The following is a 22,652-nucleotide window of genomic DNA, read 5'->3' as shown; positions in this document are numbered from 1 at the left end:
TCAAAACTACTCGATTTAGGCCCGTTTTTAGAGAATAAAAACTGGTTATTCTTAGCTTTGACACTATTCACAGTGCCGCTGTTAATTGCTGAGAACAAGTACTTTTGGCGAGTTGACAGACGCCCACTCCAAAATTGGTCAGCCATTCTCACTGAGCATTGATTTTGAATGGGTGTCTCTTTCAATTACTCTGGAAGACATGACTCCAGTTGGCTACCTTGAGGCTGCATAATTCTACTAATGAGCTGTACTAGGTTGGGTGGAGTTAGATTTTTTGATTGGGTGTCCGTGTTATTCCTTTACTTAGGTTGACGCTCCACAGAAGTCTCTACCATTTGGCAAAGACAGCACCCAAGGTTCTATCGTTTCAGAGGTAAATATCTCAAGCTTTTTCCCTGTGGACAACTCAAAGACTGGGTCTATTGCAATTTGCCGTCCTTGCACCGACACCCTTATAACCTCGGTATCTAGGGTTTCTAGTATCTTATCTTCAGCCCCTTCATCCCAACAGGCAAATTCAACCACTCCATTTGAGATTACCCGCCACGCTCCCAAGGTATGAAAACTCCAATTTTCACCACTCATGGTCAGCACATCCCCGTTCCAAGAGCTAAAAGAGACTTTCAATGGAAGGTGTTGTTGCACTTCTAATATTATTTTTTCAATCATAAATCTTGCTCTACATGAGTTCTTAAACGGGCAAACTGTTTACGCTCGGCCTTTGTTGGCCCTCTAGGGCACTAGGGCACGAGTTGACAGACGCCCACTCCAAAACCTGTCTGCCACTGGGTGTCTACGTATTTTCTCGCAGTCGCAGTCATTCTTCAAGGGCCCATAAAAGGAACAAACAACGCTGGGTGTCTGTGCTTTTGCTCCCACCCTATCCTCACCAGATTGCAAATAGAGCCTGAAAACTGGCTCAAACTCACCACACGATTCACCAAAGTATTCCACGGCGCAGTCGGCAGCCAGCAAGCCTTGACTGAATTTTGTGAGCACCTGCAAAAAAAGCGGCGCCCTAACCTGGCAAATTGTGAACGCTTATTAGGATAGAGTTGTCATTATCCTAAATTCAAGTGGTGACTGTCTTACTCTGGCAGCGCTTATCTGTGCCCCAAAATACCAAATAACTACTGTTGCAACTGAAAGTGCTCATCCGTAAAGCCTGATTTCTGAAAGTTTTCACTTATCTGTTTGCAGTAGCGCTTGTATTCACAGTCTACGAACCCATTAATGGAACAAGTTGCGTTGGGTGTCTGCGTAGCTACTTTGGGTGTCTACGTAGCTTTAGGATAGAGTTGTCATTATCCTAAATTCAAGTGGTGACTGTCTTACTCTGGCAGCGCTTATCTGTGCCCCAAAATACCAAATAACTACTGTTGCAACTGAAAGTGCTCATCCGTAAAGCCTGATTTCTGAAAGTTTTCACTTATTTATTTGCAGTAGCGCTTGTATTCACAGTCCGCGCATCCACTAAAGGAACAAGTTGCGTTGGGTGTCTGCGTAGCTTGCGTTCCAAAACTTGTCTGCCACTGGGTGTCTGTGTATTTGTTCGGTCGTTACAGACCGAGTGGGTGTATTAATTTTAGGGTGTGCAGGCTCGGAACTCATTTGGGGCGCTGAATAATCAGTTAAGCCCGGATATATGTCAGAGCAACACATTTATAGCGGACTGGACCAAACATCAGGCACGGCAACACGGGTAACATAACGAACGAGATAACGAAAATTCGCTATCTCGCAGGCCTTCTCGGCTTGACATCGCTGGAGCGTCCATATATGTCCGTGTTATTCCTTTTCAACGGACCCGTAACTAGAACAAATAAGGCTGGGTGTCTCTGTTATTTCGGACACCCATTCGAAAACTTCTAACACATGACAAGCCAGAAAAGGAACTGATAACAATGGATATCCGTGTTTTTTCCCTCACTGATCGCTGGTTTTGAATGGGTGTCTTCTTTAATTCCCTTTTAATTCTGCTTTAATTTCTTTTATAAACTTTTTATACAACTACCAATTAACTTATTTATCGGACTTACTTTAGAAAAGTAATCCATCAAGTAGTTTTTAGCCTGCTTGTTATCGTTTCTCATACCCACAGCTGAAGCCCATGCTAACCAACCACTAGAACCATTTTTAAGGTGGGTTTCACGCAGTTCTGGCATTCCATATCTATGCTCTGGTATTTCAAGGATTTTTGCTTTAGAAATAATAGTTGCATCATTATGTTGGTACAATGCGCTAAGTAACTTCGATGCAAACTTCGTATCAAGTAAGTATGTCTCAACTATTTTAGCTAACCAGAATAATTGATATTCGTTCAGAAAGTGATTTTGTGAGATTAAACCATAAAACCCTTCTGCCAAAGCTTCTTTGTCAGCACATTTTTCACTGTAAGCATAAACCTTTTTAATCAAATTCGGATGTTGATGAAGAAAGATTGGGAGGTATTTGTGAAGTTCATTTGTGTAAGAATTGATTGCTTCGAGCACTAAACTCGCCTCACGATCAGAAATATTTATCTTATCTAATAATAGAATTAAACTAGTGACTTCCTCTGGTGTTAGCTCCCTCATTATATGTTCAAAGGTTTCATAACCTACATCAGAGCCATGATAGATAGTGATTTCACCAAAGATGTTACTTATAACTTCATCTACTTGTGCATCGATTCCTTCATTAGCATCGATATATAATTGAGTCTTATGAGAATTTATATTTAGAGATTTTTGACCTAATAGCTTCTGGATCGCTTGAAAGTCTTTTGTGACAGTTTCTTTTGAATCAGATGCAATAATAAAATCATCCATGAATCTGCACATCTCTTCAGATTTTATTAACATAGAGTAATCTATATATGACAAGAAGTGACTACCTAACATTTTAGACGGGTATATACCATGAGGCAGGAAATCAATCGAAAACCCACCATTAATCTCCCTCATAAACTGTCCTAACATCTCGACCTCTGAAGTGGGTGCTCCACAAGAAGCAAACCAATTAATAAGATCATGATGGTAAATAGAATTAAAGTAAGACGATATATCAAATTGAATATGATATTTATACTTTGATTTAACTGAATTTAAGCGCGCATTAAAATCCAGGAAAGATTCATTTATTGGTACAGGTTTTCCATCTTTAAATTTATATCCAAAACTTAACCTTCCATCATTTTGTTTACGATTGAAAATAGCCCTATTCTTATATGCAAGTTGGTACATATAAAACTCTGCGACAGGATCAAGTTTTTTTGTTCTTCTCAGGTGCTGTTTCGCTTTACTGGCATAAACAACTTGTTGAGGTAAAAAGCAATGCTCTTTATCTCGAGGGTCAGCGATTTTATTTAGATAAGCTTCAAGTTCATCATACGCATTTTCAATAATGAATTTACACGTTTCTAGAGGAAAAAGCGTTCCCTCAAAATCAGAATTATAAAACTCTAATATTTTATCTTTATTACTCATTTTTATGCGACTCTGCTTAAATGAATATTTGCGTCTAACGTTTCACTCAGCCGCAGCTTTAGCTGTCGGCTGGAGTGACTTGTTAGCTGGTGTTAGTGAATAGAAAAGGGGCGCATGTTTTTCAGATACACGCTTTTCCTTTACCCAACGCTCTACATCCTGCGCAGTGAAGCTAGGCTCTGAAAATTGGATTTGCCGAATTACATCTTTAAATACATCTTGACCGAATGCATCGGCCTTTGATAGCCACTCAAAAGCTTCAAGATCAACAGTTTGGCTTTCTGCCTGTTTATATTTTTGTAGTGCCAACTGAACTGAACCATTTGCATTATTTGCTTTGGAATAAATATGCCAGTTCTGGGCTCGAATATAATCAGAAAGCCTCGCTTTAGAGCGATTCTCATAAACCGCATATGCTAAACCAGCGATACCAACAATCAAGCCAGCAACTCCTAACCAATCTGAACCTGTCACTATTTCTCCTTTGGATAGCTAACGCCTCGTTAAGGGCAATAAATTGTTGGCTAAAGTTAGCGATGAAGGAGCAAAAGCCAACTGTTTTTTGTCCTTTCAAACGACTTGTTAGCTGCATTTGGCACCAATACTTTCAAGTTCAACTGCAGCATTTAATGGAATAACTTGGTCATTACTAAATCGAGCGTTCAAAGTAAGATAAGCTGATAGATCTTTATAGTTTACTAACTCCGGCTTGGAATCTATTACTATTACCAAATAGAAGCTTAAGCTATCCGATGGTCTAATTAATTCACCAATTTGCTTATAAGAAGCTTCGAATTCAGGTAATCTCTGCACTTGTTCTAGCCAAGCAAATGGAATCGAACCTATTGAAGAATCTGACATATATACTTTATATGGTAATTCTACCTCTAAATCTTTTTCAGAATGATTTACAAAGCTTATAAGCGGAAAACTATCATCGAGACGCAACTGTCTTAAGGTTACAGCTTCTTTTCCTGAATTTTGGAATGTAACAGGAACAGATAGTACGTATGAACATTGTTCTCCGTTTATTTCGACATACTTAATTAACCCACTACCATGTACGATAAATGGTTTATTAGCATCTAAGGACGTTTTATAAGCCAAGCCACTTAAAATAAGAGCCCAAAAAGCAATTACTTCAGACCAGCCAATTTCCTTTTTAAACTTAAACATACACTCCCTATTCGACTATGCAGCTAACAGCTCATCAGCCTGAATGCCAGTTAAACCCAGTTCCTAAAACCGTACAGAACCACATCTAAATTAATTTATTCATATCAATAACAATAACCTACCACTATTGTACTAGCTACTCAAGCCAAATCAGCTCAGTTAGAACGAGCCGTGATCATAGCGAGGCTCAAAAGTAAGGACAAAACAAGAAACTTAACCCAATAAACAACCACACTCACCTATAACTGTACAAGCGAACAATACTTAGAAACGGCTTCCCCCAATCTCCACCCAATAAAAAAGCGCGTAAAAACGCGCTTTTTTTAGTCTTTTAATCTGTAAAGATTAAAGAACTTTAACAGGTACCGCTTGCTCTGAACCGAACTTAGTTGTCAGTTCTTCTTCAAGTGGGGTGAACGCAGTCAGGTCGATGCCTTCAACAGCGGCTTGGTACTCGTCCATAGTTGGGAAACGACCCAGAACAGTGGCAAGTACTACCAACGGCGTAGAGCCAAGTAGTGATTCACCTTTCTTCTCGGCTGAATCCGCTACAACACGGCCCTGGAACAGGCGCGTAGAAGTTGCGATTACAGTGTCACCCGGTTCTGCTTTTTCCTGGTTACCCATACACAGGTTACATCCAGGACGCTCTAGGTACAGGATGTTTTCGTACTTAGTACGTGCCGCTGTTTTCGGATTTTCATCGTCAAACTCAAAGCCTGCGTACTTAGCCAGTACTTCCCAGTCGCCTTCTGCTTTTAGCTCATCAACAATGTTGTATGTTGGTGGCGCAACAACCAGTGGTGCTTTGAACTCGATTGAACCGTTTTGCTTCTCAAGGTTGCGTAGCATCTGTGCGATGATCTGCATGTCGCCTTTGTGAACCATACAAGAACCAACAAAGCCCAGATCAACTGGCTTACCGTCGTAGAAAGACACAGGACGGATCACGTCGTGTGTGTAACGTCTTGATACGTCTTCGTTGTTTACATCCGGGTCGGCAATCATTGGCTCAACGATTTCGTCCAGGTTAACCACAACTTCTGCGTAGTACTTAGCGTTGTCATCTGGTGCCAGTGCTGGTTGCTCACCAGACTTGATACCCGCGATACGCTCGTCCGCCAGGTCAATCAAACCCTTAAGCGTTTTCGCTTCGTTTTCCATGCCCTTGTTGATCATGATCTGGATGCGGCTCTTAGCCAGCTCGATAGACTTGATCAGCGTTTCGTCGTTAGAGATACAGATTGACGCTTTCGCTTTCATCTCTGCAGTCCAGTCAGTGAAAGTGAACGCCTGGTCAGCCATCAGCGTACCAATGTGTACTTCGATGATACGGCCCTGGAATACGTTTTCACCGCCGAATTGCTTCAGCATTTGTGCCTGAGTAGCGTGTACCACATCACGGAAGTCCATGTGCTTCGCCATTGCGCCTTTGAAGGTTACCTTCACAGACTCTGGAATTGGCATTGCAGATTCACCCGTAGCCAGTGCCAGCGCCACAGTACCTGAGTCGGCACCGAATGCGACACCTTTAGACATACGCGTGTGCGAGTCACCACCGATGATGATTGCGCGGTCATCCACAGTAATGTCGTTCAGTACTTTGTGGATTACGTCGGTCATTGAGTGGTAAATGCCTTTCGGATCACGTGCTGTGATCAGACCGAACTTGTTCATGAACGCCATCAGCTTAGGAATGTTTGCCTGTGCTTTTGCATCCCAAACAGACGCTGTGTGACAGCCTGACTGATATGCGCCGTCTACCAAAGGAGAAATCGTAGAAGCAGCCATAGCTTCCAGCTCCTGAGACGTCATTGGACCTGTGGTGTCCTGAGAACCAACAATATTTACTTTAACACGTACGTTTGAACCTGCGTGCAGCGGCGTCTCAGACGCAACACCGATTGCGTTACGGTTAAAGATTTTCTCAACCGCTGTCAGGCCCTGGCCTTCATGCGATACTTCTTTAGAAGGCGCATATACTTCTGGTGCTTCAACACCTAAAGTTTCAGCTGCAAACGTCTGTAGTTTCTTACCGAATACCACCGCGTAAGAACCACCCGCCTTCATGAACTCCACTTTTTGTGGTGTGAATGAAGATGATACGTCAACCAGCTCTTTGTCGCCGTTGTATAGTTTCTTCGCTTTGGTGTCGATAGTCAGCAGAGTACCAGTCGCAACAGAGTATGCTTCTTCCAGTACCGGGTCGCCATTTGCATCGGTAACCACTTTGCCGTTTTCGTCGGTTTTCTTCACCCAGTTTTTCAGGTCAAGACCAATACCACCGGTTACATCAACGGTTGTCAGGAAGATAGGTGCGATACCATTAGTACCCGCTACAACCGGTGCAATGTTGATGAAAGGAACATAAGGGCTTGCCTGGGTACCAGCCCAAAGTGCCACGTTGTTCACACCAGACATACGAGATGAACCTACACCCATAGTGCCTTTTTCAGCAATCAGCATCACTTTTGCATTTGGGTGCTTCTTCTGTAGCTCAACAATCTCTTGCTGTGCTTCAGGCGTGATCATGCACTTACCGTGTAGTTCACGGTCGGCACGTGAGTGTGCCTGGTTACCCGGAGAAAGCAGGTCAGTTGAAATATCACCTTCACCGGCAATATAAGTCACAACGTCAATTTTTTCGTCAATATCAGGCAGCTTAGTAAAGAATTCCGCGTTCGCGTAGCTTTCTAAGATGTCTTTTGCAACGGCATTGCCCGCTTTGAATGCTTCTTCCAAGCGTGACGTGTCTTCATCGTACAGGAAAACCTGGGTTTTCAATACGTCGGCCGCTTGCTTAGCAATGGCTTCGTCGTTGCCCAGCGCAAGGTCAAGTAGTACCGCGATAGAAGGACCGCCTTTCATGTGCGAAAGCAGTTCGAATGCAAAGTCAGCCGTGATTTCAGCTACAGACTCTTCGCCCAGGATAATTTCTTTTAGGAATTGTGCTTTCACACCAGCAGCGCTGGTTGTGCCCGGAAGCGTGTTGTAGATGAAGAAGTTCAGTGAATCTTCACGGTGCTCATGCCCTGTGTCTTTGATTTGGGCAATAATTTCAGATAGCAAGTCAGCGCTATCGATTGGTTTTGGACTCAATCCAAGTTCCGTTTTACGGGTTTGGATTTCTTCCATGTACTCATTATACAAACTCATATAAACCTCGTCAGGCAGTAATACGTGTAGATAGAACCGACCCATTCTACCCTACTTTGCCCTTGCACGTAATCTTTTAACGAAAAAAGCCTGTTTTCGCTCAATTTTTACGCCAATTTAACCACATAGGGCCGCGTCAGGAAGGATGAAAATTTCGGTGTCACTTAACCTCAGGGGAAAGGCTTTAAACTCGGGTTGAAAGTGTTAACTTTTGAGATAAAAAAGATGAACAAAATACAGCCAACTAAACAGCCAGCTTGCTCCAGGAAGTACAAACAGCTGGCCGGGCGCAATGAAATCGCCCGAGACCAGCTGCGATGGATCAGTTGTTGAGTTCGGTGTCGACCGGCTGCTCTTCTAAATCCAGCTCGTCGATAAACTCACCCAGTTGTTGCTCCACTATGGTGTTAGCATGGGCAAAGTAGGCAATATGAAACACCGCATCACCTTCATTGACCAAAGGTAAAGACTGCTGACCGATAATAATGCCACTGCGTGGTGCCTGGATAGCCACTTCATTGCCACCCAGCGGGTTACTGATATACCCCAGCACCTGCTCTTTATTGACTCGCTCTCCCAGGCCCACCATTGCGCGGACAATACCGTCAGTATGGGCGCGCACCCAGCTGGTGGAATCCGCAATCACTGGCTCTGGCACCTTTTTAGTACGCCGGCCTTTGAGTACCTTCAGCCGTCTGAGTACGTTTTCAACGCCTTTTAGTCCGGCGGCAATGCCCAATGGATCAAAGCGCAGCGCTTCTCCCGCTTCGTAGGTAATAACGGGGATCCCCAGGTTGCTGGCTTCACTGCGTAACGAGCCATTACGCAGCGTGGCGTCTATTACCACAGGTGTGCCAAAGGCTTTGGCAATGTCTGCGGTTGCTTCGCACTTCAGATTGGCCCGTATCTGGGGCAAATTGGAACGATGGATAGCACCTGTATGTAAATCAATAATATGCGTACATTTGCTGGCAACCCGTTTAAAGAACACATTGGCAACACGAGCAGCCAATGAGCCCCGCTCTGAACCCGGAAAGCAGCGGTTCAGATCTCGTCTGTCGGGCAAATAACGTGACTTATGAATAAAACCAAATACATTCACTACCGGCACAGCAATCAGGGTTCCCCGCAACGCCTTTGGATCCACTTTTGCTAAAAGCTGGCGCACTATCTCTACGCCGTTAAGTTCATCGCCATGAATGGCGGCGCAAACCATCACCACAGGGCCAGCCTCTGCGCCATTAACCACTTCAATAGGAATGGTTAACGGAGAGTGGGTATAGAGCTTGGCCACTTCCAGCGACAAGGTTTTGCGCTCAGCCACCTCAATGGGTGTATCAAGTAGTGTAAATACCTGGTTTTTTTTAGCCTTTGCCACGCGTTGCGGTCCTCTTACTGGCTGCATTCTTTTCCATAAACTCTATGATCATACCGGCAATGTCCTTTCCGGTTGCTTTTTCTATGCCCTCAAGGCCTGGCGACGAGTTTACTTCCATCACCAGTGGCCCACGCTCTGAGCGCAGCAGGTCAACACCGGCTACATTCAGGCCCATTGCTTTAGCCGCAGCAACAGCGGTTTTGCGCTCTTCCGGGGTAATGCGGATCAGGCTGGCACTGCCGCCGCGGTGCAGGTTAGAGCGAAACTCGCCTTCCTGCGCCTGACGTTTCATCGCAGCTATCACCTTATCCCCAATCACAAAGCAGCGAATATCCGCACCGCCGGCTTCTTTAATGTATTCCTGCACCATAATGTTGGCTTTCAGGCCCATAAAGGCTTCAATGACACTTTCTGCCGCTTTACGGGTTTCTGCCAGCACCACGCCAATACCCTGAGTGCCTTCTAGCAGTTTGATCACCACGGGGGCACCGCCAACCATTTCCAGTAAGTCTTTTACATCATCGGGCTTATTAGCAAATCCGGTGATGGGCATGCCAACGCCTTTACGGGATAACAGCTGTAATGAGCGCAGCTTATCACGCGAGCGGGTAATGGCCACCGACTCGTTTAACGGGTAAATGCCCATCATTTCGAACTGGCGTAACACGGCACAACCATAAAACGTGACCGAGGCACCAATTCGCGGCACCACAGCATCTACATCTATTACCTTTTCGCCTTTGAAATGAATTTCTGGCTCATTGGAGTTGATGTTCATGTAGCAGCGCAGCACATCCAGCACCACAGGCTCATGGCCGCGCTCCTTTGCCGCTTCTATCAAACGACGGGTCGAGTAAAGGTTTTTATTCCGGGATAGAATGGCGATTTTCATGTTAATTCCTTGCTTCAATTCTTTTTTTAGTTAAATACGAGGCTGCAGGATCGACACAGATCCGCCCCTCCATTGCTGTACGACCGAGTAACATTCTAAATTTCATGTTATCCCGGTTGGTCAGCGTGATTTCAATGGGCCAGCGCTCGGTACCAATGTGCAATGTCGATTGGATCACATAGCGAGATTCCTGATGGCCCCCCGAGTCTGTTACCCTGCGCACGTCCAGCACCGGCGCTTCACAGACCAGTTCATAGTCGGTGTCTTTTTGTTTAGGGTGCATCCAAAAACGAACCCAGGATGCGCCTTCTTTTTCAAACTCTTCTACTTTGAAGGCATGCAAACAAGAGGTTCGGGCGCCGGTATCCACCTTAGCTTTGATCCTGTCTATACCCAGCTCAGGCAAAGACAGCCATTCGCGCCATCCAACCTGTATTAAAGTCGACATTTTTGTGCTCCTTAAAAAAGCGCTTTATACCTTGCTCTTAAACAATAGACTAACAAAATTTATTTATCCAAAGCAGCAAAGCAATTGATTGAACAATAAAATTTTGACCCACAGTAACAAAGGCGTGATGACTAAGCCAGCAAGCCTGACTCTGATTGACACTTTGTAATTTTCTGACTGGCATTTAATACAATGTTACTAAATAAACATAAAAACTTGAGCTGTTATAATTTATAACGAATTCGAATTTCCCATAGAATTATCCACCTTTAGTATTGCCATCCTTTTCGTGGGCCAGACAAAAAAAGCCCGTACAGAAATCAACATATAATCAGGAATGACCATGTTAAGACCGAGTACTCTGGCAGCCAGCATCAGCATGGTGCTGGGCGCCGCCGCTTCGTTTCACACCAGCGCAGAAGAAAGCCAGGCACCTAAGGCCAGTAACACCACAGAAGTGATTGAAATCACAGGTACCCGACGCAGCCTGCGCAGCGTTACTGAAAGCACGGTACCGGTCGATGTTATCAGCCTGGATGAAATCACCAGCTCAGGCCAGCTTGAACTCAGCCAGGTTTTGACAACGCTGGTACCAAGCTTCAATTTTCCGAACTCGCAACTGGCAGACGGCACCGATCACGCACGCCCGGCAGTATTGCGCGGACTGGCGCCCGATCATACTTTAGTGCTTATCAATGGTAAGCGCCGCCATGCCAGTGCCCTGCTGAACCTGAATGGCACGGTTGGTCGTGGCTCCACAGCGGTTGACTTGAACACCATTCCGACCGCAGCTATCAAGCGCATCGAAGTATTGCGTGACGGCGCTGCGGCACAATATGGCTCAGACGCCATTGCCGGTGTGATCAACATTGTGCTGAACGATGCCGATGAAGGCGGCAACCTGTCGGTCACTTATGGTGAGTACGACACGCAAATGGCCGGCTCTGCACAACTGCTGCGCACCTATGAAGATGCCGAGGGCAACCTGGCGTTTGACAAAGGCGCAGATCGCGAACTAAACGATGGCGGCACCACCACTGTTAGCGGCAATATTGGCTTTGAGCTTGGCGACAAGGGCTTTATCAACGTGGCTGCTGAGCTGCGTAACAAGCAACCGACTAACCGCTCAGGCATTGATGAGCGCGAGCAGTATGCCCGTGATGAAAACGGCAAGCTGGATCCCCGTGAATTTACCGCAGAGCGTTATAATCACCGATTTGGTAAAGCCGACATCGAAGACTTTGCGCTGTTTTACAACGCAGGCTACGCACTGGCGTCAGACTTAGACTTGTACTCATTCGGCAGCTTCTCAAGCCGCGATGGCAACTCGGGCGGTTTCTTCCGTCGTCCTCAGGATGGCCGTAATGTCCTTGAAGTTTATCCGGATGGCTTTTTACCGCAAATAGACACCGAAGTGCGCGACTACAGCTTTGCTGTGGGTGCCAAAGGGGATGCCGGTGACTGGCAGTACGATGTCAGCACCAATTATGGCCTGAACGACTTTGGCTTTGGCGTATCGAACAGCCTGAATACTTCTATGGGCGCAAGCAGCCCAACCGAATTCGACAACGGCGCACTGGTTTATAGCCAGTTGCTGGTCAATGCAGAAGCCAAAACGGAACTGGATTTAGGACTGTACGACAGCGTATTTGTTACGCTTGGCAGTGAATACCGCCGCGAAACCTATGAAATTCAGGCGGGCAAACTGGCGTCTTATCAGACGGTATTAGATGCAAACAGCCAGCCGGTTGCCGCAGGTGGCGCACAGGTTCTGGCTGGATTCTCCCCAGAAAGTGCGGTAGATGAGTCACGCCATAATGTCGCGTTGTTTGCTGAGTTTGATACTTACCTGACCACCGACTGGAACCTGGTATTGGCGGCCCGCTATGAAGATTACAGCGACTTTGGCTCAACCCTGACTGGTAAGCTTGCAACCCGTTATGTAGTAAGCGACCAGCTGTCGCTGCGTGGTGCGCTGAGCACAGGCTTCCGCGCGCCTTCGCTGGCTCAGACTTCATATAAGTCGATTGCCACCGTATTTGAAGACGGCGTACCAAATGAAGTTGGCCTGTATCCGGTCGATACCCCTGCGGCTGAGGCACTGGGTGCCAAGCCACTGGAAGCCGAAGAGTCTGTTAACCTGACAGCCGGTTTCATTTATACGAAAGACGCTTTTAGCCTGACACTGGATGCGTATCGCATTGATATTGACGACCGCATTGTGATGTCTGAAAACCTCAGCGGTGACGCGGTTGAGCAGATCCTGCAACAGGCTGGCGAATTTAATGTACAGCGTGTTCGCTACTTTACCAATGCGATTGACTCGCGCACTCAGGGTGTAGACATTGTTGCAACCTATCGCTTTGATTTGGCGGATTATGGCGACCTTAACCTCAGTGCTGCCCTGAACCTCAACGATACCGAGGTGACAAATGTCAAAGCCAATCCGGCTGAGCTTGCTGCGCTTGGTGAAAGCTACCAGTACTTTGCTCGTCGTGAAATTGAACGCTTTGAGTCGGGTACACCGGATAACAAATGGAACCTGGTGGCAAACTGGCAACGTGAACAGTGGCAGGTTATGGTCAAAGCAACCCGTTACGGAGAAGTGACCGATCCTTCCAGCACAGTTGAAAAAGACGAAGTACTGGCAGCCAAATGGATCACAGACCTGGAAGTGGCTTACAAGGTGAACGAGCAATGGCGCGTTGCCCTTGGTGCAAACAACCTGTTTGATCAGTATCCTCAGGATACCGTCAGCAACATCGGGTTCAGCAACTTTAACCAGATCTTCCCTTACTCAGCGTTCTCTGCTTACAGCACAGATGGCCGCTTTGTTTATGGTAAGGTGTCGTTTAACTTCTAATTTTACACAGGACTGACTCCCCTGCAGCTGCAAGCTCAGCTGTAGGGGTATACGCTTTTCAATTTAGAGCCTCACCTCCCCGCTCAGCACTTTTATCCTGAGATTTGAACAGTTCATACCTGCGTCAGAATTCACTCAAAAAGCTATTTTGTAACTTGAAGATTACTTAATTGACACAACAAAGAAAAAACAAAACACTAACACCTTTACAACAAAAGGAGTTAGTACATGTTTACAAAAAAACACATATATTCATTGTGCCTGGTATCTGCGTCTGTCTTATGGACGAGTGCTTCGGCAGCCAATACTCAACCTGATGACCTGCTATACCCTTCCATCTCAGTGTCTACCGAAGAAATTTCACCTAACAACCTTGAGGGTCCGATTACTATAAATGGCGGTGCCTGGGCAAGTAGTGGTTATGGACCAACATTAAGAAATACGGGCCTATATTACACGCTGGACCTTCCCGTTGTTGGTTCCGTGCCTTTTGGCTCAAAGATTACTTCTGTTCATTACTCGTGGAGTTATTCATACGTACCTCCAGGCATGTTGGTATACCTTTGCCTTAACTCAACGAATAATTGTGTCAATGTCAGTGCCAGCAAATCAGGCCGACTCACTAACTTCAATGATCAGGCTGCCAACAAGAAGTTTATCTTCGCATTTGGTGTCCGAGGCAATGGCAGCGCATTGTCACCCGCAGCTTACGGGCAGCGTAGTCAGGTTATCGTCAATTATAATTAGAAATAAACTATAGGCCTTCGAGAGAAGGCCTATAAAGATCACGCATACTCATTAACACTTAACATGCCCGCTTTTGCCTGATAGTCCATTGGCAGCGTTTTATTAAACGCAATCATTTCGTTATAAATATCAGCATCAGAGGCTCCCTCACCTTTCATACGATTGAACAAAGCAATACGTTGCTCAGTCACCTGTTCGGCAATTCGGTCAAACTCGACGGACTGATCGGCCCACTTTTTGTGTGCAACGGGATCAGTCAGTGGTGGCGCCTCATTGAGGTTAACGGTCATTTTGTTAGGGATAAAAGTGATGGCTTCTGCCATTTCTCTTGCAAATACAGGATCTGATTCAACATCATCCCGAAAAGAATCCCATGTATGCTTCACGGCCGTGGCGCTGGCTTGTGTAGATTGGTTACTGACATCAGCTTCCGTGTTGGTCGTTTTTACGGAAGCATACTGCGAGACTGGGCTCACTGCGCCCTGGATAGAAGTGTTTAAAATCATAATTCGTCTCCTTGTGAATGTTTTGTTACTTAAGCAAAACCTACGCCACTTCTAAATACCCTTTAAATTTAGAGAATTACCAATACACCCTGCCCTTAGTTGCAATTAGGTGCCGCACTATGGCGCCAAATTGCCGCACCAATATACCGCTGATTGCCTTTTCGAAGTATGTACAATACTCGTGATAGTTGCACCTGCCTCCTTGTAAGCGCTGATAAAACGTTATCTGATCACATGCCATTGTGTCTGACGGCCTGCCAGATACCAGACGTGCTTACCATCGAATACCGCATCTTGTTCCAGCTTAATTTGGATCCACTGGTTGTCCCACTCCGGTAGCTGCGTCTTAATGTTTCCCTCAATGGCATAAACTGTGTTTGGATGCAGTTTCCAGTCTCCCTGTACCGGTGTCGGCCCCTGATTATCCCACATGCCAATGGTTGGCCCAGGCGCATGACCAACAAAGCCGAGCGGATGGGTATAAGTACTGCTGACGATGCCTGCCGCTTTACTTTGTTTAATGGTATTGGCCAGGATCTCATTGCCCGTTAACCCTGATTTAAAGTTACTGGTCAAAATATCCTGCCAGCGATTGCCTATGGCCATAGCCTGTTTCAGACCTGCTGGTACATCGGTTTCGTGTAGCTTTAGAACGTAGCCCATTTCCTGTGTATCCGTGCACTGATTCAGATAACAAATACCCACATCGGTGTGGATAATGTCTCCGGGTAAAATAGTGCGATTGTATTCACCAATAAACACATCGTCTTTACTGGTTTTGTCGCCCTGACGTTGAATATTCACATACGGCTGGAACCAGGGTCTGAGCTGTAATTCTTCAAAGCGCTCGCGTAAGTACCATTCAACGTCTTTGGTAGTAGTCACGCCGGGTGTGATCACCTTATTGGAGAATGCTTCTGCAATTACCCGGCGCGCCAGTGTCACCGCCTGCGGGTAAACATTAAGCTCTTTTTGACTGCGCGTTTCCAGCCAACGGATCACCAGTTTTTCGGCGCTCACCAGGCGTTCCTGATATTTGCCCGGCAATACCTTCAACAGTTGCTTATGTAGTCCAACGCTTAGGCCATCGGCCAGTGCCCAGTCTTCACTCACATTAATCCCAATGCGTTTCGGGTCACGCTCGGCAATCACCTCAGCCAGACGCTGCCACTGTTGAGCCTTTGTGCCCCCTTCCCATACAGTCGGGTACAACTCGCCAATGGGATAACGGCTCACACTAAAGCGCTCAACGCTGCCATCCGCTTGTTTTGAAAACACCAGTAAAGTGGTCCGGCGCGCTGCAAACGTGGGCTGCGGCACCAGGGTATAAAACAGCTTATCTTCGCCATATTCGCGGTTGATGACCAGCCACATATCCAAGTCCGCTTCACGCATCAGCTCAGGAAGTAAGTTATCCAAGCGATCTGTCACCATATCATTGATGGGCTGAACACGCTCCCTGAATGACAACACATCCGGCAATGCCGATATCTGACGGCCCTGTGCATATTCCTCGGCCATAGCGGGAGTGCTTATCGTGCACAAGCTCAAAAATAATCCCAAAATTCTCTGCATAATCGTCCTGCTCGTTATTTATATTATTGTCGCCAAAGCCGGGGCAACCCGGCAACAGGCAAAGCTTTTTAAGTAAACGGTTTTCAATCTTATTGCAGAGTTTGGGGGCCAGCAAACCGTTCGGGATGAATGCAAAAAGAAGCGCTATTAGCCACGCAACATTGCTGTCTTAGAATCGACGCCCAAGGGCATTTTTGACCAGGCTGGCATAGATGCGCTGCAGCAATGGCGTTACCATGTCACACTGGATGAGCAAGGAAAGGTAATAAAAGGCCAAAACCTTAAAGCGTACTTCGGATGGGCCTTGGAATACTAGACCTGCCACCTTCAGGTATGACCCAAACGTAAGCCCGAGCGTTTATCGGGCTTACCAGTATAGTGCAACTATGTGCACCAGCTCGCTGCTATCAACTCACCAGCAGTTCATCACTTTGTTGGTACATAGTAGACGCCTCGAGCTGCTGGCCTTTAACAATACTGAAATGCCTGCCACCAAAGCGCACCCTGCCGCGTTTACGCTCAATAAGAGATTCAGCCATTGACTTGTCTTTCATCCGATCAACAAACTGCTTGCGCGCGCGGTGGATCTGGATATTAATGTGGCTTTCTGTCAGCCCCAGGTCGCGTGATAACTGCTTGACCGACACCCAACCTTGTGAGGCATCATCTACCTGATGCTGCATGTCTTTCACCTTATATCTGGCCAGTAAGGCGGTCAGGTAATGGTGTGTCCGGGTTTCAAAATCCACTTTTTCCTGCGCCTGTGTCACCTGTAATTCAGCATATTCCTCATCCTGACTCAGCGTGAATACATACTCAAGATCGCACGGATCGGTTTCGGTCACTTCTGCGGTGCACTCTTGCTGGCTGGCACGAGTTTGGATCAAACTCCATACCTGCTGAGCAAAGCGTAGTTGCTCGCCATCGGTAATACTCACCGGATGCTCCGAGCCAACTTCTTCATAGCACCAGGTTTGCTCTGCATTATTGAAGTAGACGATTAGCTCAGGATCTGACTCGCTGGGTAATAAATGATAGTTTTCAAGCTGGATCACCGGTGTTTTACCATCAACGAGTTCATCATGACTGTAAGGCACCAATAAATCCTCGGGTGGTGCCAGATCAGTCACACTGAAGCTATGACAACTTGACTCAGAAAAGCGAATTTCATCGTTTACGTTTAAAGCAACGTCCTGATTGTATGGCACTCTTGCATCGTTTAGCCAGGTCCCATTACGGCTCAGATCGCGTAAGTACCAGTAACCTTGCTGCCACTCAATCACGGCATGGATCCGGGAAATAGCCAACTCATCAAAGCAGCTGTCCACAGAGTGCTTAAGTCGCCCAAAACGATGAAAAGACTTTAAATATAAATACTTAGATTGCTGTTTATGTTTTAGCGTGGCCATAGTCGCTCCTCGATAACGGCTCAGGCAGGCTGCCAGTATCACCACTGGGCCCGACCTTGAGATCTGTTCCTTATTAATCGTAACACCGTTTTTGAAAAACACCGATTTCACCACATTACACCACAATATTGTCATATTCAAAACAATCAGATGGACCTGTTAATCTGATAAGCTGGTATTTAATTTGCTTAAACGTTACTATGACAATTCGGTACATGTGGTTCTTTTGTAATGCCATTTTTCCGGCACCACGAACACGCCTAAGGCGATAGCACCCGTAAGGTAATAGACAAAAAGTAACATGGATAAATCGCACCCCCCTTCATCCTCATCACAGCCGACGGATAGCACGTCCACTGCGCAACAGGCTGACTTACCAAAACACTACCATGTTAAAAAAGTGTTAGGGGAAGGAGGCATGGGCGAAGTGCTGCTGGCACAAGACACCCGGCTGAACCGCCTGGTCGCGATTAAACGCCTAAAGATGCAAAACGCAGAGGAAGATATCTCTGTCGCCCTTGGCGAAGCTCAGATCCTGGCCAGGTTAAACCACACGCATATCGTGCAGCTTTACGATATAATCACAACCCCCTCACAGGTCTACCTGATCATGGAGTACGTAGATGGCAGTACGCTGTTTTATCACCAAAAAACGCAACTACTCAGCCTCGAGCAAAAACTCACGCTGCTGATCCAGGTGGCCAATGGGGTGGCTGCAGCTCACCAGTGTGGCGTTATTCACTGCGATCTCAAGCCCGCCAATATCCTGCTTGATGCAAGCCTTCAGGTTAAAATCACCGACTTTGGCATTGCGCGAATTAGCCAGACGAAAGACGAAACACACACCCAGACGCTGAATCAAAGTCGCGGAAGTATCAGTGCCACCTCGCCCGAACAATTGCGCGGTGAAACGCTTACCCCGCAATCAGATCTATTTGCGTTCGGTATTTTGGCCTTTGAGCTGATAAGCGGGCGTCATCCTTTTGGTAAGGCTCAGTTGCGTGAGCGTATATTAAATGGCGAGCATGACGATGCCAAAGCAATACTACCTGCCCTGCCTGAGCCACTTTGTGTCCTGCTGAATCAACTGTTATCAGCAGACCCCCATGAGCGCCCAACAGATGCACGGCAAGTGGCCAGACGTTTGGAACAAATCCTGATTGCACTCACACAAAATGCGATTATGGAGCAGGAGACCGTGCCGTTTGAGCCACACAGCCTGACCACCGAAAGCGCAACTGAGCTGCCTGCGCCTATCAAGCGCCATAAAGCGCGTATTGGTGTAGCACTTATCGTTTTCCTGTTGTTGAGCATACTCGGCGCCTGGCTGGTTAATTCCGAACAGCCACAAAAACGCTACGTGCTGGTGCTCAATCCTCAGCTTACCCTCACACAGCCAATCAATGATGAGCGCAAGAAAAGTACTCTGGCCAGCGTTGACCATGCACTGCGTCAGCTGATCATTGAGGGGCAGCACACAGAACTTATCGCACAAAGGACGCAATCAGATGCCACTTTGCAGCAGCTTGCGGCCACAACTGGCGCAACCGATATACTTAGCACCGAGTTAACCTGTAGCGAGCACAGCTGTGAAACCGTTTTGACCCGCCTTGGGGGAGAAAAGTGGACGGTCCAGCAACAGATCCGCTGGCCAATGGCACTGACCAGTGAAATTGAAAACTTCTATTCCACACAGGCCCATGCTGTAAAGTTATTTAATGATTTAACACCAAGCAGTCTGCCAGTAAAGGCCATCAGGCAACAAGACTATTTAAGTTATCTGCAAATTTATCAGGATGTATCGAATAACGGGGCATATAATCTGAGCAACTTGCAGGCATTGCAGCAGCTCCTGACAACCTCGCCTTACCTGTTCGCAGCCTACGGGCTTTACAGCGATATCAGCTTAACGCTGCACCACCAAACTAAAAACGAGCAGCTGCTGAGTCAATTGCAAAATATACTGACCAACGCACCAGCAAGTTATCAGCAAAAAGCACTCTTCGATAAAGAAATGATGCTACTGGCGCTGGCAAGCCATAACGACGCCCTGTTTGACAAACACCTGCTCAGTGCCCGGACACGCAATTTCAGCACCTATGATTTAGCCGTGATCCTGTCAAAGCGCGCTAAACAGCAAGGCGATTTAAAGGCCGCAATTGAACACTTGCACACCGCAATGGCGCTGAGAAAGAATACCTCCATTATGTTTAACCTTGCTAACACCTATTATCAGAATAGCGAGTTTGAGCAGGCAAAACATTACCTGAATGAAGTACTCCAGCTGTCGCCCGATGACTATCTAACCAATCAGCTGCTTGCAGATATTCACCTTGCACAGGGCAATATTGAGCAGGCCATCGAGCGTTATACCAAGGTGGTATCGGCAGACCCACAACCATTTGATATCAACGTATTAGCACTGTGCTACATGCTCAATGGCCAATTTGCTAAGGCGCTGGAAACCGCCAGCCCATTGAGTGAAATAGAAAACAACTCGCTCTTTTTACTCAACCTGGCTGATATTGAAAAGCTCAATGGAAATATGCGCGAAGCAACGCGCTACTATCAACAGGTCATCGAACGTAATAGCACATCCGACGATTTCTACGACTTACTGGATGCCGCCCAGGCGCATGCACAGATAGGAAACCATGAAACCGCTGTAACCTTACTTAACAAGGCAATCAAACTATCACCAGACAATAGTGAATATGCGTTCACGGCTGCACTCGTGTATGCTCAGGTCGGTGAGCTGACCTCAGCACTGGTCAATGTCAAAGCTGCTATGTCTGTCGGTTATGGCGCGGTTTGGTTTAACCTGCCGTGGTTCGAAAACCTGTGCCAAAGAGCTGAGTTTGTTGAGATTGTTAACCGCTCCGCTGGCGCTACCTTGTGTCCAAGACGTCAACCTAAGTAAGGTTGACGTACTCAGTCCGCTCTGGTTATGCCGGCTTGTCGCGGCGCACGCCGATGCGAGGATCTTGCGAGTAGAAGATCTCGTTTAGCTGGCCTGCTGATTTATTCAGTCTTACCGCGACAAATCTGAAATCAATTTTATCGAATTCACCTGCGCACAAGGCAGCGTTGCTAAACACATTGTTGATGGTCAGCACCAGTGTTTTACCCTGATTTTGCACCTGCGCATTTAGTGTGTAATCCTGCTCGTCTTGTTCACTGGACAAAGAAATGCCATTTTGCCAAAAGCGCCAGTCTCCATCTGTACTGGTGTCGTCCATCTCGACAATAAACACAGCCTGTTGCTTAGAGGCCAGAGCACGGCGAGCCAAACCTGAAATATTGCTGTCAAAACACGCTTCTCCCAGTTCAAACTCAACATTAAATTGAGTATCCTGGGTTGGCGCTTCATATTGTTGAGTCGCTGGATCATAGTAGGTCAGATCCCAATCCGTACTTGTCGCCTTCGGGCTTAGTTTAAACAAAAAGTTGTCAGCATTTTGCTCAAGCTTTAAAACAATTTTTTTCATCTTAGTCGCTCCCTATGTGGTTAGTGCGCTTATTGAGCTTACTCGGTGCTTTTAAAAACACCAATAAAATCCGCGAATTATTATTACTTTTACCACAACGCAAAGCACATCACCAGCGCGTGTAATAGAGTGTAATACTGGTGTAATGGTCCCGCTGAGCACGATTCGTCATAGTATTGTCCCAGATAGGTGAATGATTAAGTTGTTACTATGACTTTTGAACACAAAACATGTCCGACAGAGACCGAAGCACAACGTAAAGGTTGCGAGCAAGCGATATACATCAGTGGCGCACAAGTCAGACCGGCGGGTCTGGATGGCGCCCGACTTGTCGCAGCCGGTGGCGAAGCTGCCTTTGCGGCACATCTGGATGCGACACGCGCTAACTACCCCGACACCCGGTTATTGCTCAGTCTGTCACCTGATGATAACGGCTGGCGCTACCTCAGCCAGGACATCAATGGCTGTCAGCTATTCTGTCAGAGCGTGGTCGATTTTTTGCAACACTATAAGCTGGATGGGCTGAATTTAGATGCCGCGTCTTACTATGCGCAACTAGATACGCAAGCCGTCAGTGGCAGCGCGCAGTTTCAGAGTCTGACAACCATTTCACCCCATGATTTTGACGCGCTACTGCTGGGGTTAAAATATCAGTTTGGTCAGGCTGCACAACAAACCGGACGCACTTACTTGCTGACGCAAATTGCCAACAGCACCGGGCCCTTGCTCAACCACAGCTATCCTGCTGATTTGGCAACAAATAGTCATAGCACCGGAACAATGCATACTCAGGCGCGATGTGCTGAGCGCACAGTAAGTCTGAGTGAAAAAGAAGCGGCGAGCCTCAGAGGGGGAAACATAAGCGGCGTCGTAAAATACCATGAAATGCCGCTTAACGGCGCACAAGAGCGGGATTACTTCAGATATAGCCGCTTTTAGGGCCAAACGTGCTTAAATTAATCGCATTGCAGCAAATTAACTGGATGCAGCCAGTTGAGTCAGCGCGCTGTGGGCCGCCTGTGCATCACTGGTCTGAACAAAAATATGATCATGATAAAAAGCGGCAACCACATTGGCGCTGATCCCTTGCTCTGTAAGGCACTGGGCTACGGCAGCGGTCAGGCCGACGGCATCCAGGCTGGAATGCACACTCAGGGTTATCTGCTTAAACGGTCCCTCATACTGAAGGCCATACTGCTGTGCAGCTGCTTTAGTGACTATCAGTGTCAGACCTTCGTGCTCCTGAAACGTGGCGATGGGGTTAAGTGGTATATACTCTTCCAGTCCCCCCGAGACAGAGCAAAAAACATATTCGGTGTCATGTAATACAGGTTCCATGGTTTTTAGCAACGCTGCCAGGTCAATAATGCCAGCCATTCTAACCGTTCCTTTTTTAGGTTTTATTTTCGCTATACCCTAACAAACCCACCGTGACATGCCAAGCTATCAAACACCAATCAAGGTAAATACTTAAGTGTAAAAATATTAAATTCAACACATAAACACCACTAAATTTAATAAAAATTAACCCCAATGTAATAATCCGT

Annotated in this window: 17 protein-coding genes and 1 pseudogene; 5 read left to right on the top strand and 13 right to left on the bottom strand. The window is 46.7% G+C overall.

Translation table 11 applies throughout. The features are described from left to right. Window positions 1-303 precede the first annotated feature (303 nt). Window positions 304-669, bottom strand: a complete 366-nt coding sequence (locus tag TW77_RS21335; protein WP_046006979.1) for a hypothetical protein — start codon at window positions 667-669, stop codon at window positions 304-306. Between the two features lie 198 nt (window positions 670-867). On the opposite strand from TW77_RS21335, the pseudogene TW77_RS25830 reads away from it, so the two are divergent. Continuing rightward, window positions 868-1,053 (top strand): annotated as a pseudogene (locus TW77_RS25830) (transposase); the annotation flags it as partial. A 938-nt stretch (window positions 1,054-1,991) separates the two neighbouring features. Here TW77_RS25830 and drt5 read toward each other — a convergent pair. From drt5 to TW77_RS21300, 7 genes are all read right to left on the bottom strand, one after another. Next, window positions 1,992-3,467 carry an antiviral reverse transcriptase Drt5 gene (drt5, locus tag TW77_RS21330; protein WP_046006978.1) on the bottom strand — a complete coding sequence of 492 codons (1,476 nt, stop codon included), beginning with the start codon at window positions 3,465-3,467 and terminating at the stop codon, window positions 1,992-1,994. Window positions 3,468-3,509: 42 nt separating this feature from the next. Next, complete coding sequence (locus TW77_RS21325) at window positions 3,510-3,941, bottom strand: hypothetical protein (RefSeq protein WP_046006977.1); 432 nt, start codon at window positions 3,939-3,941, stop codon at window positions 3,510-3,512. A 108-nt stretch (window positions 3,942-4,049) separates the two neighbouring features. Further along, window positions 4,050-4,643 (bottom strand): hypothetical protein, encoded by a 594-nt coding sequence (locus TW77_RS21320; RefSeq protein ID WP_046006976.1) that lies wholly within the window; start codon window positions 4,641-4,643, stop codon window positions 4,050-4,052. A gap of 345 nt (window positions 4,644-4,988) precedes the next feature. After that, window positions 4,989-7,799, bottom strand: coding sequence for a bifunctional aconitate hydratase 2/2-methylisocitrate dehydratase (locus TW77_RS21315; RefSeq protein WP_082079005.1), 2,811 nt, complete (start codon window positions 7,797-7,799; stop codon window positions 4,989-4,991). Between the two features lie 322 nt (window positions 7,800-8,121). Then, window positions 8,122-9,177 carry a succinylglutamate desuccinylase/aspartoacylase family protein gene (locus tag TW77_RS21310; protein ID WP_046006975.1) on the bottom strand — a complete coding sequence of 352 codons (1,056 nt, stop codon included), beginning with the start codon at window positions 9,175-9,177 and terminating at the stop codon, window positions 8,122-8,124. Then, window positions 9,164-10,069: a 30S ribosomal protein S6--L-glutamate ligase gene (rimK, locus tag TW77_RS21305; protein ID WP_046006974.1), complete on the bottom strand. Its 906-nt coding sequence runs from the start codon at window positions 10,067-10,069 to the stop codon at window positions 9,164-9,166. Before rimK ends, TW77_RS21310 begins: the two co-directional genes overlap by 14 nt. 1 nt (window position 10,070) lies before the next feature. Beyond that, complete coding sequence (locus tag TW77_RS21300; protein ID WP_046006973.1) at window positions 10,071-10,517, bottom strand: ATP-dependent zinc protease family protein; 447 nt, start codon at window positions 10,515-10,517, stop codon at window positions 10,071-10,073. 343 nt (window positions 10,518-10,860) lie between these two features. Here TW77_RS21300 and TW77_RS21295 point away from each other — a divergent pair, with 343 nt between their 5' ends. Together TW77_RS21295 and TW77_RS21290 are read left to right on the top strand one after the other, a co-directional pair. After that, a complete protein-coding gene (locus TW77_RS21295) occupies window positions 10,861-13,380 on the top strand; it encodes a TonB-dependent receptor plug domain-containing protein (RefSeq protein WP_428838753.1) in 2,520 nt (839 codons plus the stop codon). A 228-nt stretch (window positions 13,381-13,608) separates the two neighbouring features. Further along, window positions 13,609-14,127, top strand: coding sequence for a flagellar protein FlhE (locus TW77_RS21290; RefSeq protein ID WP_046006971.1), 519 nt, complete (start codon window positions 13,609-13,611; stop codon window positions 14,125-14,127). A 38-nt stretch (window positions 14,128-14,165) separates the two neighbouring features. Here the strand turns inward: TW77_RS21290 and TW77_RS21285 are convergent, their stop codons facing one another. The 3 genes from TW77_RS21285 to TW77_RS21275 all read right to left on the bottom strand — a co-directional run bounded on the left by TW77_RS21285 (window position 14,166) and on the right by TW77_RS21275 (window position 17,617). Next, the gene (locus TW77_RS21285; RefSeq protein WP_046006970.1) at window positions 14,166-14,633 is read right to left on the bottom strand and encodes a hypothetical protein; all 468 of its coding nucleotides are present in this window, start codon (window positions 14,631-14,633) and stop codon (window positions 14,166-14,168) included. A gap of 222 nt (window positions 14,634-14,855) precedes the next feature. Further along, on the bottom strand, window positions 14,856-16,208 hold the full coding sequence (locus TW77_RS21280; RefSeq protein WP_052713298.1) for a M24 family metallopeptidase: 1,353 nt from the start codon (window positions 16,206-16,208) through the stop codon (window positions 14,856-14,858). Between the two features lie 407 nt (window positions 16,209-16,615). Next, a complete protein-coding gene (locus tag TW77_RS21275) occupies window positions 16,616-17,617 on the bottom strand; it encodes an FHA domain-containing protein (RefSeq protein WP_046006969.1) in 1,002 nt (333 codons plus the stop codon). A 301-nt stretch (window positions 17,618-17,918) separates the two neighbouring features. On the opposite strand from TW77_RS21275, the gene TW77_RS21270 reads away from it, so the two are divergent. Next, a complete protein-coding gene (locus tag TW77_RS21270; protein WP_082079003.1) occupies window positions 17,919-20,537 on the top strand; it encodes a serine/threonine-protein kinase in 2,619 nt (872 codons plus the stop codon). Between the two features lie 25 nt (window positions 20,538-20,562). On the opposite strand, the gene TW77_RS21265 is transcribed toward TW77_RS21270, so the two are convergent. After that, a complete protein-coding gene (locus TW77_RS21265; protein ID WP_046006967.1) occupies window positions 20,563-21,105 on the bottom strand; it encodes a hypothetical protein in 543 nt (180 codons plus the stop codon). A 210-nt stretch (window positions 21,106-21,315) separates the two neighbouring features. Here TW77_RS21265 and TW77_RS21260 point away from each other — a divergent pair, with 210 nt between their 5' ends. Next, window positions 21,316-22,044 (top strand): glycosyl hydrolase family 18 protein, encoded by a 729-nt coding sequence (locus tag TW77_RS21260; RefSeq protein WP_046006966.1) that lies wholly within the window; start codon window positions 21,316-21,318, stop codon window positions 22,042-22,044. 36 nt (window positions 22,045-22,080) lie between these two features. On the opposite strand, the gene TW77_RS21255 is transcribed toward TW77_RS21260, so the two are convergent. After that, complete coding sequence (locus tag TW77_RS21255; RefSeq protein WP_046006965.1) at window positions 22,081-22,482, bottom strand: ACT domain-containing protein; 402 nt, start codon at window positions 22,480-22,482, stop codon at window positions 22,081-22,083. Window positions 22,483-22,652 lie beyond the last annotated feature (170 nt).

This window comes from Pseudoalteromonas rubra (genome assembly GCF_000967655.1).
Taxonomy (GTDB): domain Bacteria; phylum Pseudomonadota; class Gammaproteobacteria; order Enterobacterales; family Alteromonadaceae; genus Pseudoalteromonas; species Pseudoalteromonas rubra_A.
This window is presented reverse-complemented; position numbering and strand designations above follow the sequence as displayed.

Excerpts from the sequence above, each read along its gene's own strand:
- TW77_RS21335 (WP_046006979.1), bottom strand. The coding sequence starts at position 669 with ATGATTGAAAAAATAATATTAGAAGTGCAACAACACCTTCCATTGAAA.
- drt5 (WP_046006978.1), bottom strand. The coding sequence starts at position 3,467 with ATGAGTAATAAAGATAAAATATTAGAGTTTTATAATTCTGATTTTGAG.
- TW77_RS21320 (WP_046006976.1), bottom strand. The coding sequence starts at position 4,643 with ATGTTTAAGTTTAAAAAGGAAATTGGCTGGTCTGAAGTAATTGCTTTT.
- TW77_RS21315 (WP_082079005.1), bottom strand. The coding sequence starts at position 7,799 with ATGAGTTTGTATAATGAGTACATGGAAGAAATCCAAACCCGTAAAACG.
- rimK (WP_046006974.1), bottom strand. The coding sequence starts at position 10,069 with ATGAAAATCGCCATTCTATCCCGGAATAAAAACCTTTACTCGACCCGT.
- TW77_RS21300 (WP_046006973.1), bottom strand. The coding sequence starts at position 10,517 with ATGTCGACTTTAATACAGGTTGGATGGCGCGAATGGCTGTCTTTGCCT.
- TW77_RS21295 (WP_428838753.1), top strand. The coding sequence starts at position 10,861 with ATGTTAAGACCGAGTACTCTGGCAGCCAGCATCAGCATGGTGCTGGGC.
- TW77_RS21290 (WP_046006971.1), top strand. The coding sequence starts at position 13,609 with ATGTTTACAAAAAAACACATATATTCATTGTGCCTGGTATCTGCGTCT.
- TW77_RS21285 (WP_046006970.1), bottom strand. The coding sequence starts at position 14,633 with ATGATTTTAAACACTTCTATCCAGGGCGCAGTGAGCCCAGTCTCGCAG.
- TW77_RS21280 (WP_052713298.1), bottom strand. The coding sequence starts at position 16,208 with ATGCAGAGAATTTTGGGATTATTTTTGAGCTTGTGCACGATAAGCACT.
- TW77_RS21275 (WP_046006969.1), bottom strand. The coding sequence starts at position 17,617 with ATGGCCACGCTAAAACATAAACAGCAATCTAAGTATTTATATTTAAAG.
- TW77_RS21270 (WP_082079003.1), top strand. The coding sequence starts at position 17,919 with ATGGATAAATCGCACCCCCCTTCATCCTCATCACAGCCGACGGATAGC.
- TW77_RS21265 (WP_046006967.1), bottom strand. The coding sequence starts at position 21,105 with ATGAAAAAAATTGTTTTAAAGCTTGAGCAAAATGCTGACAACTTTTTG.
- TW77_RS21260 (WP_046006966.1), top strand. The coding sequence starts at position 21,316 with ATGACTTTTGAACACAAAACATGTCCGACAGAGACCGAAGCACAACGT.
- TW77_RS21255 (WP_046006965.1), bottom strand. The coding sequence starts at position 22,482 with ATGGCTGGCATTATTGACCTGGCAGCGTTGCTAAAAACCATGGAACCT.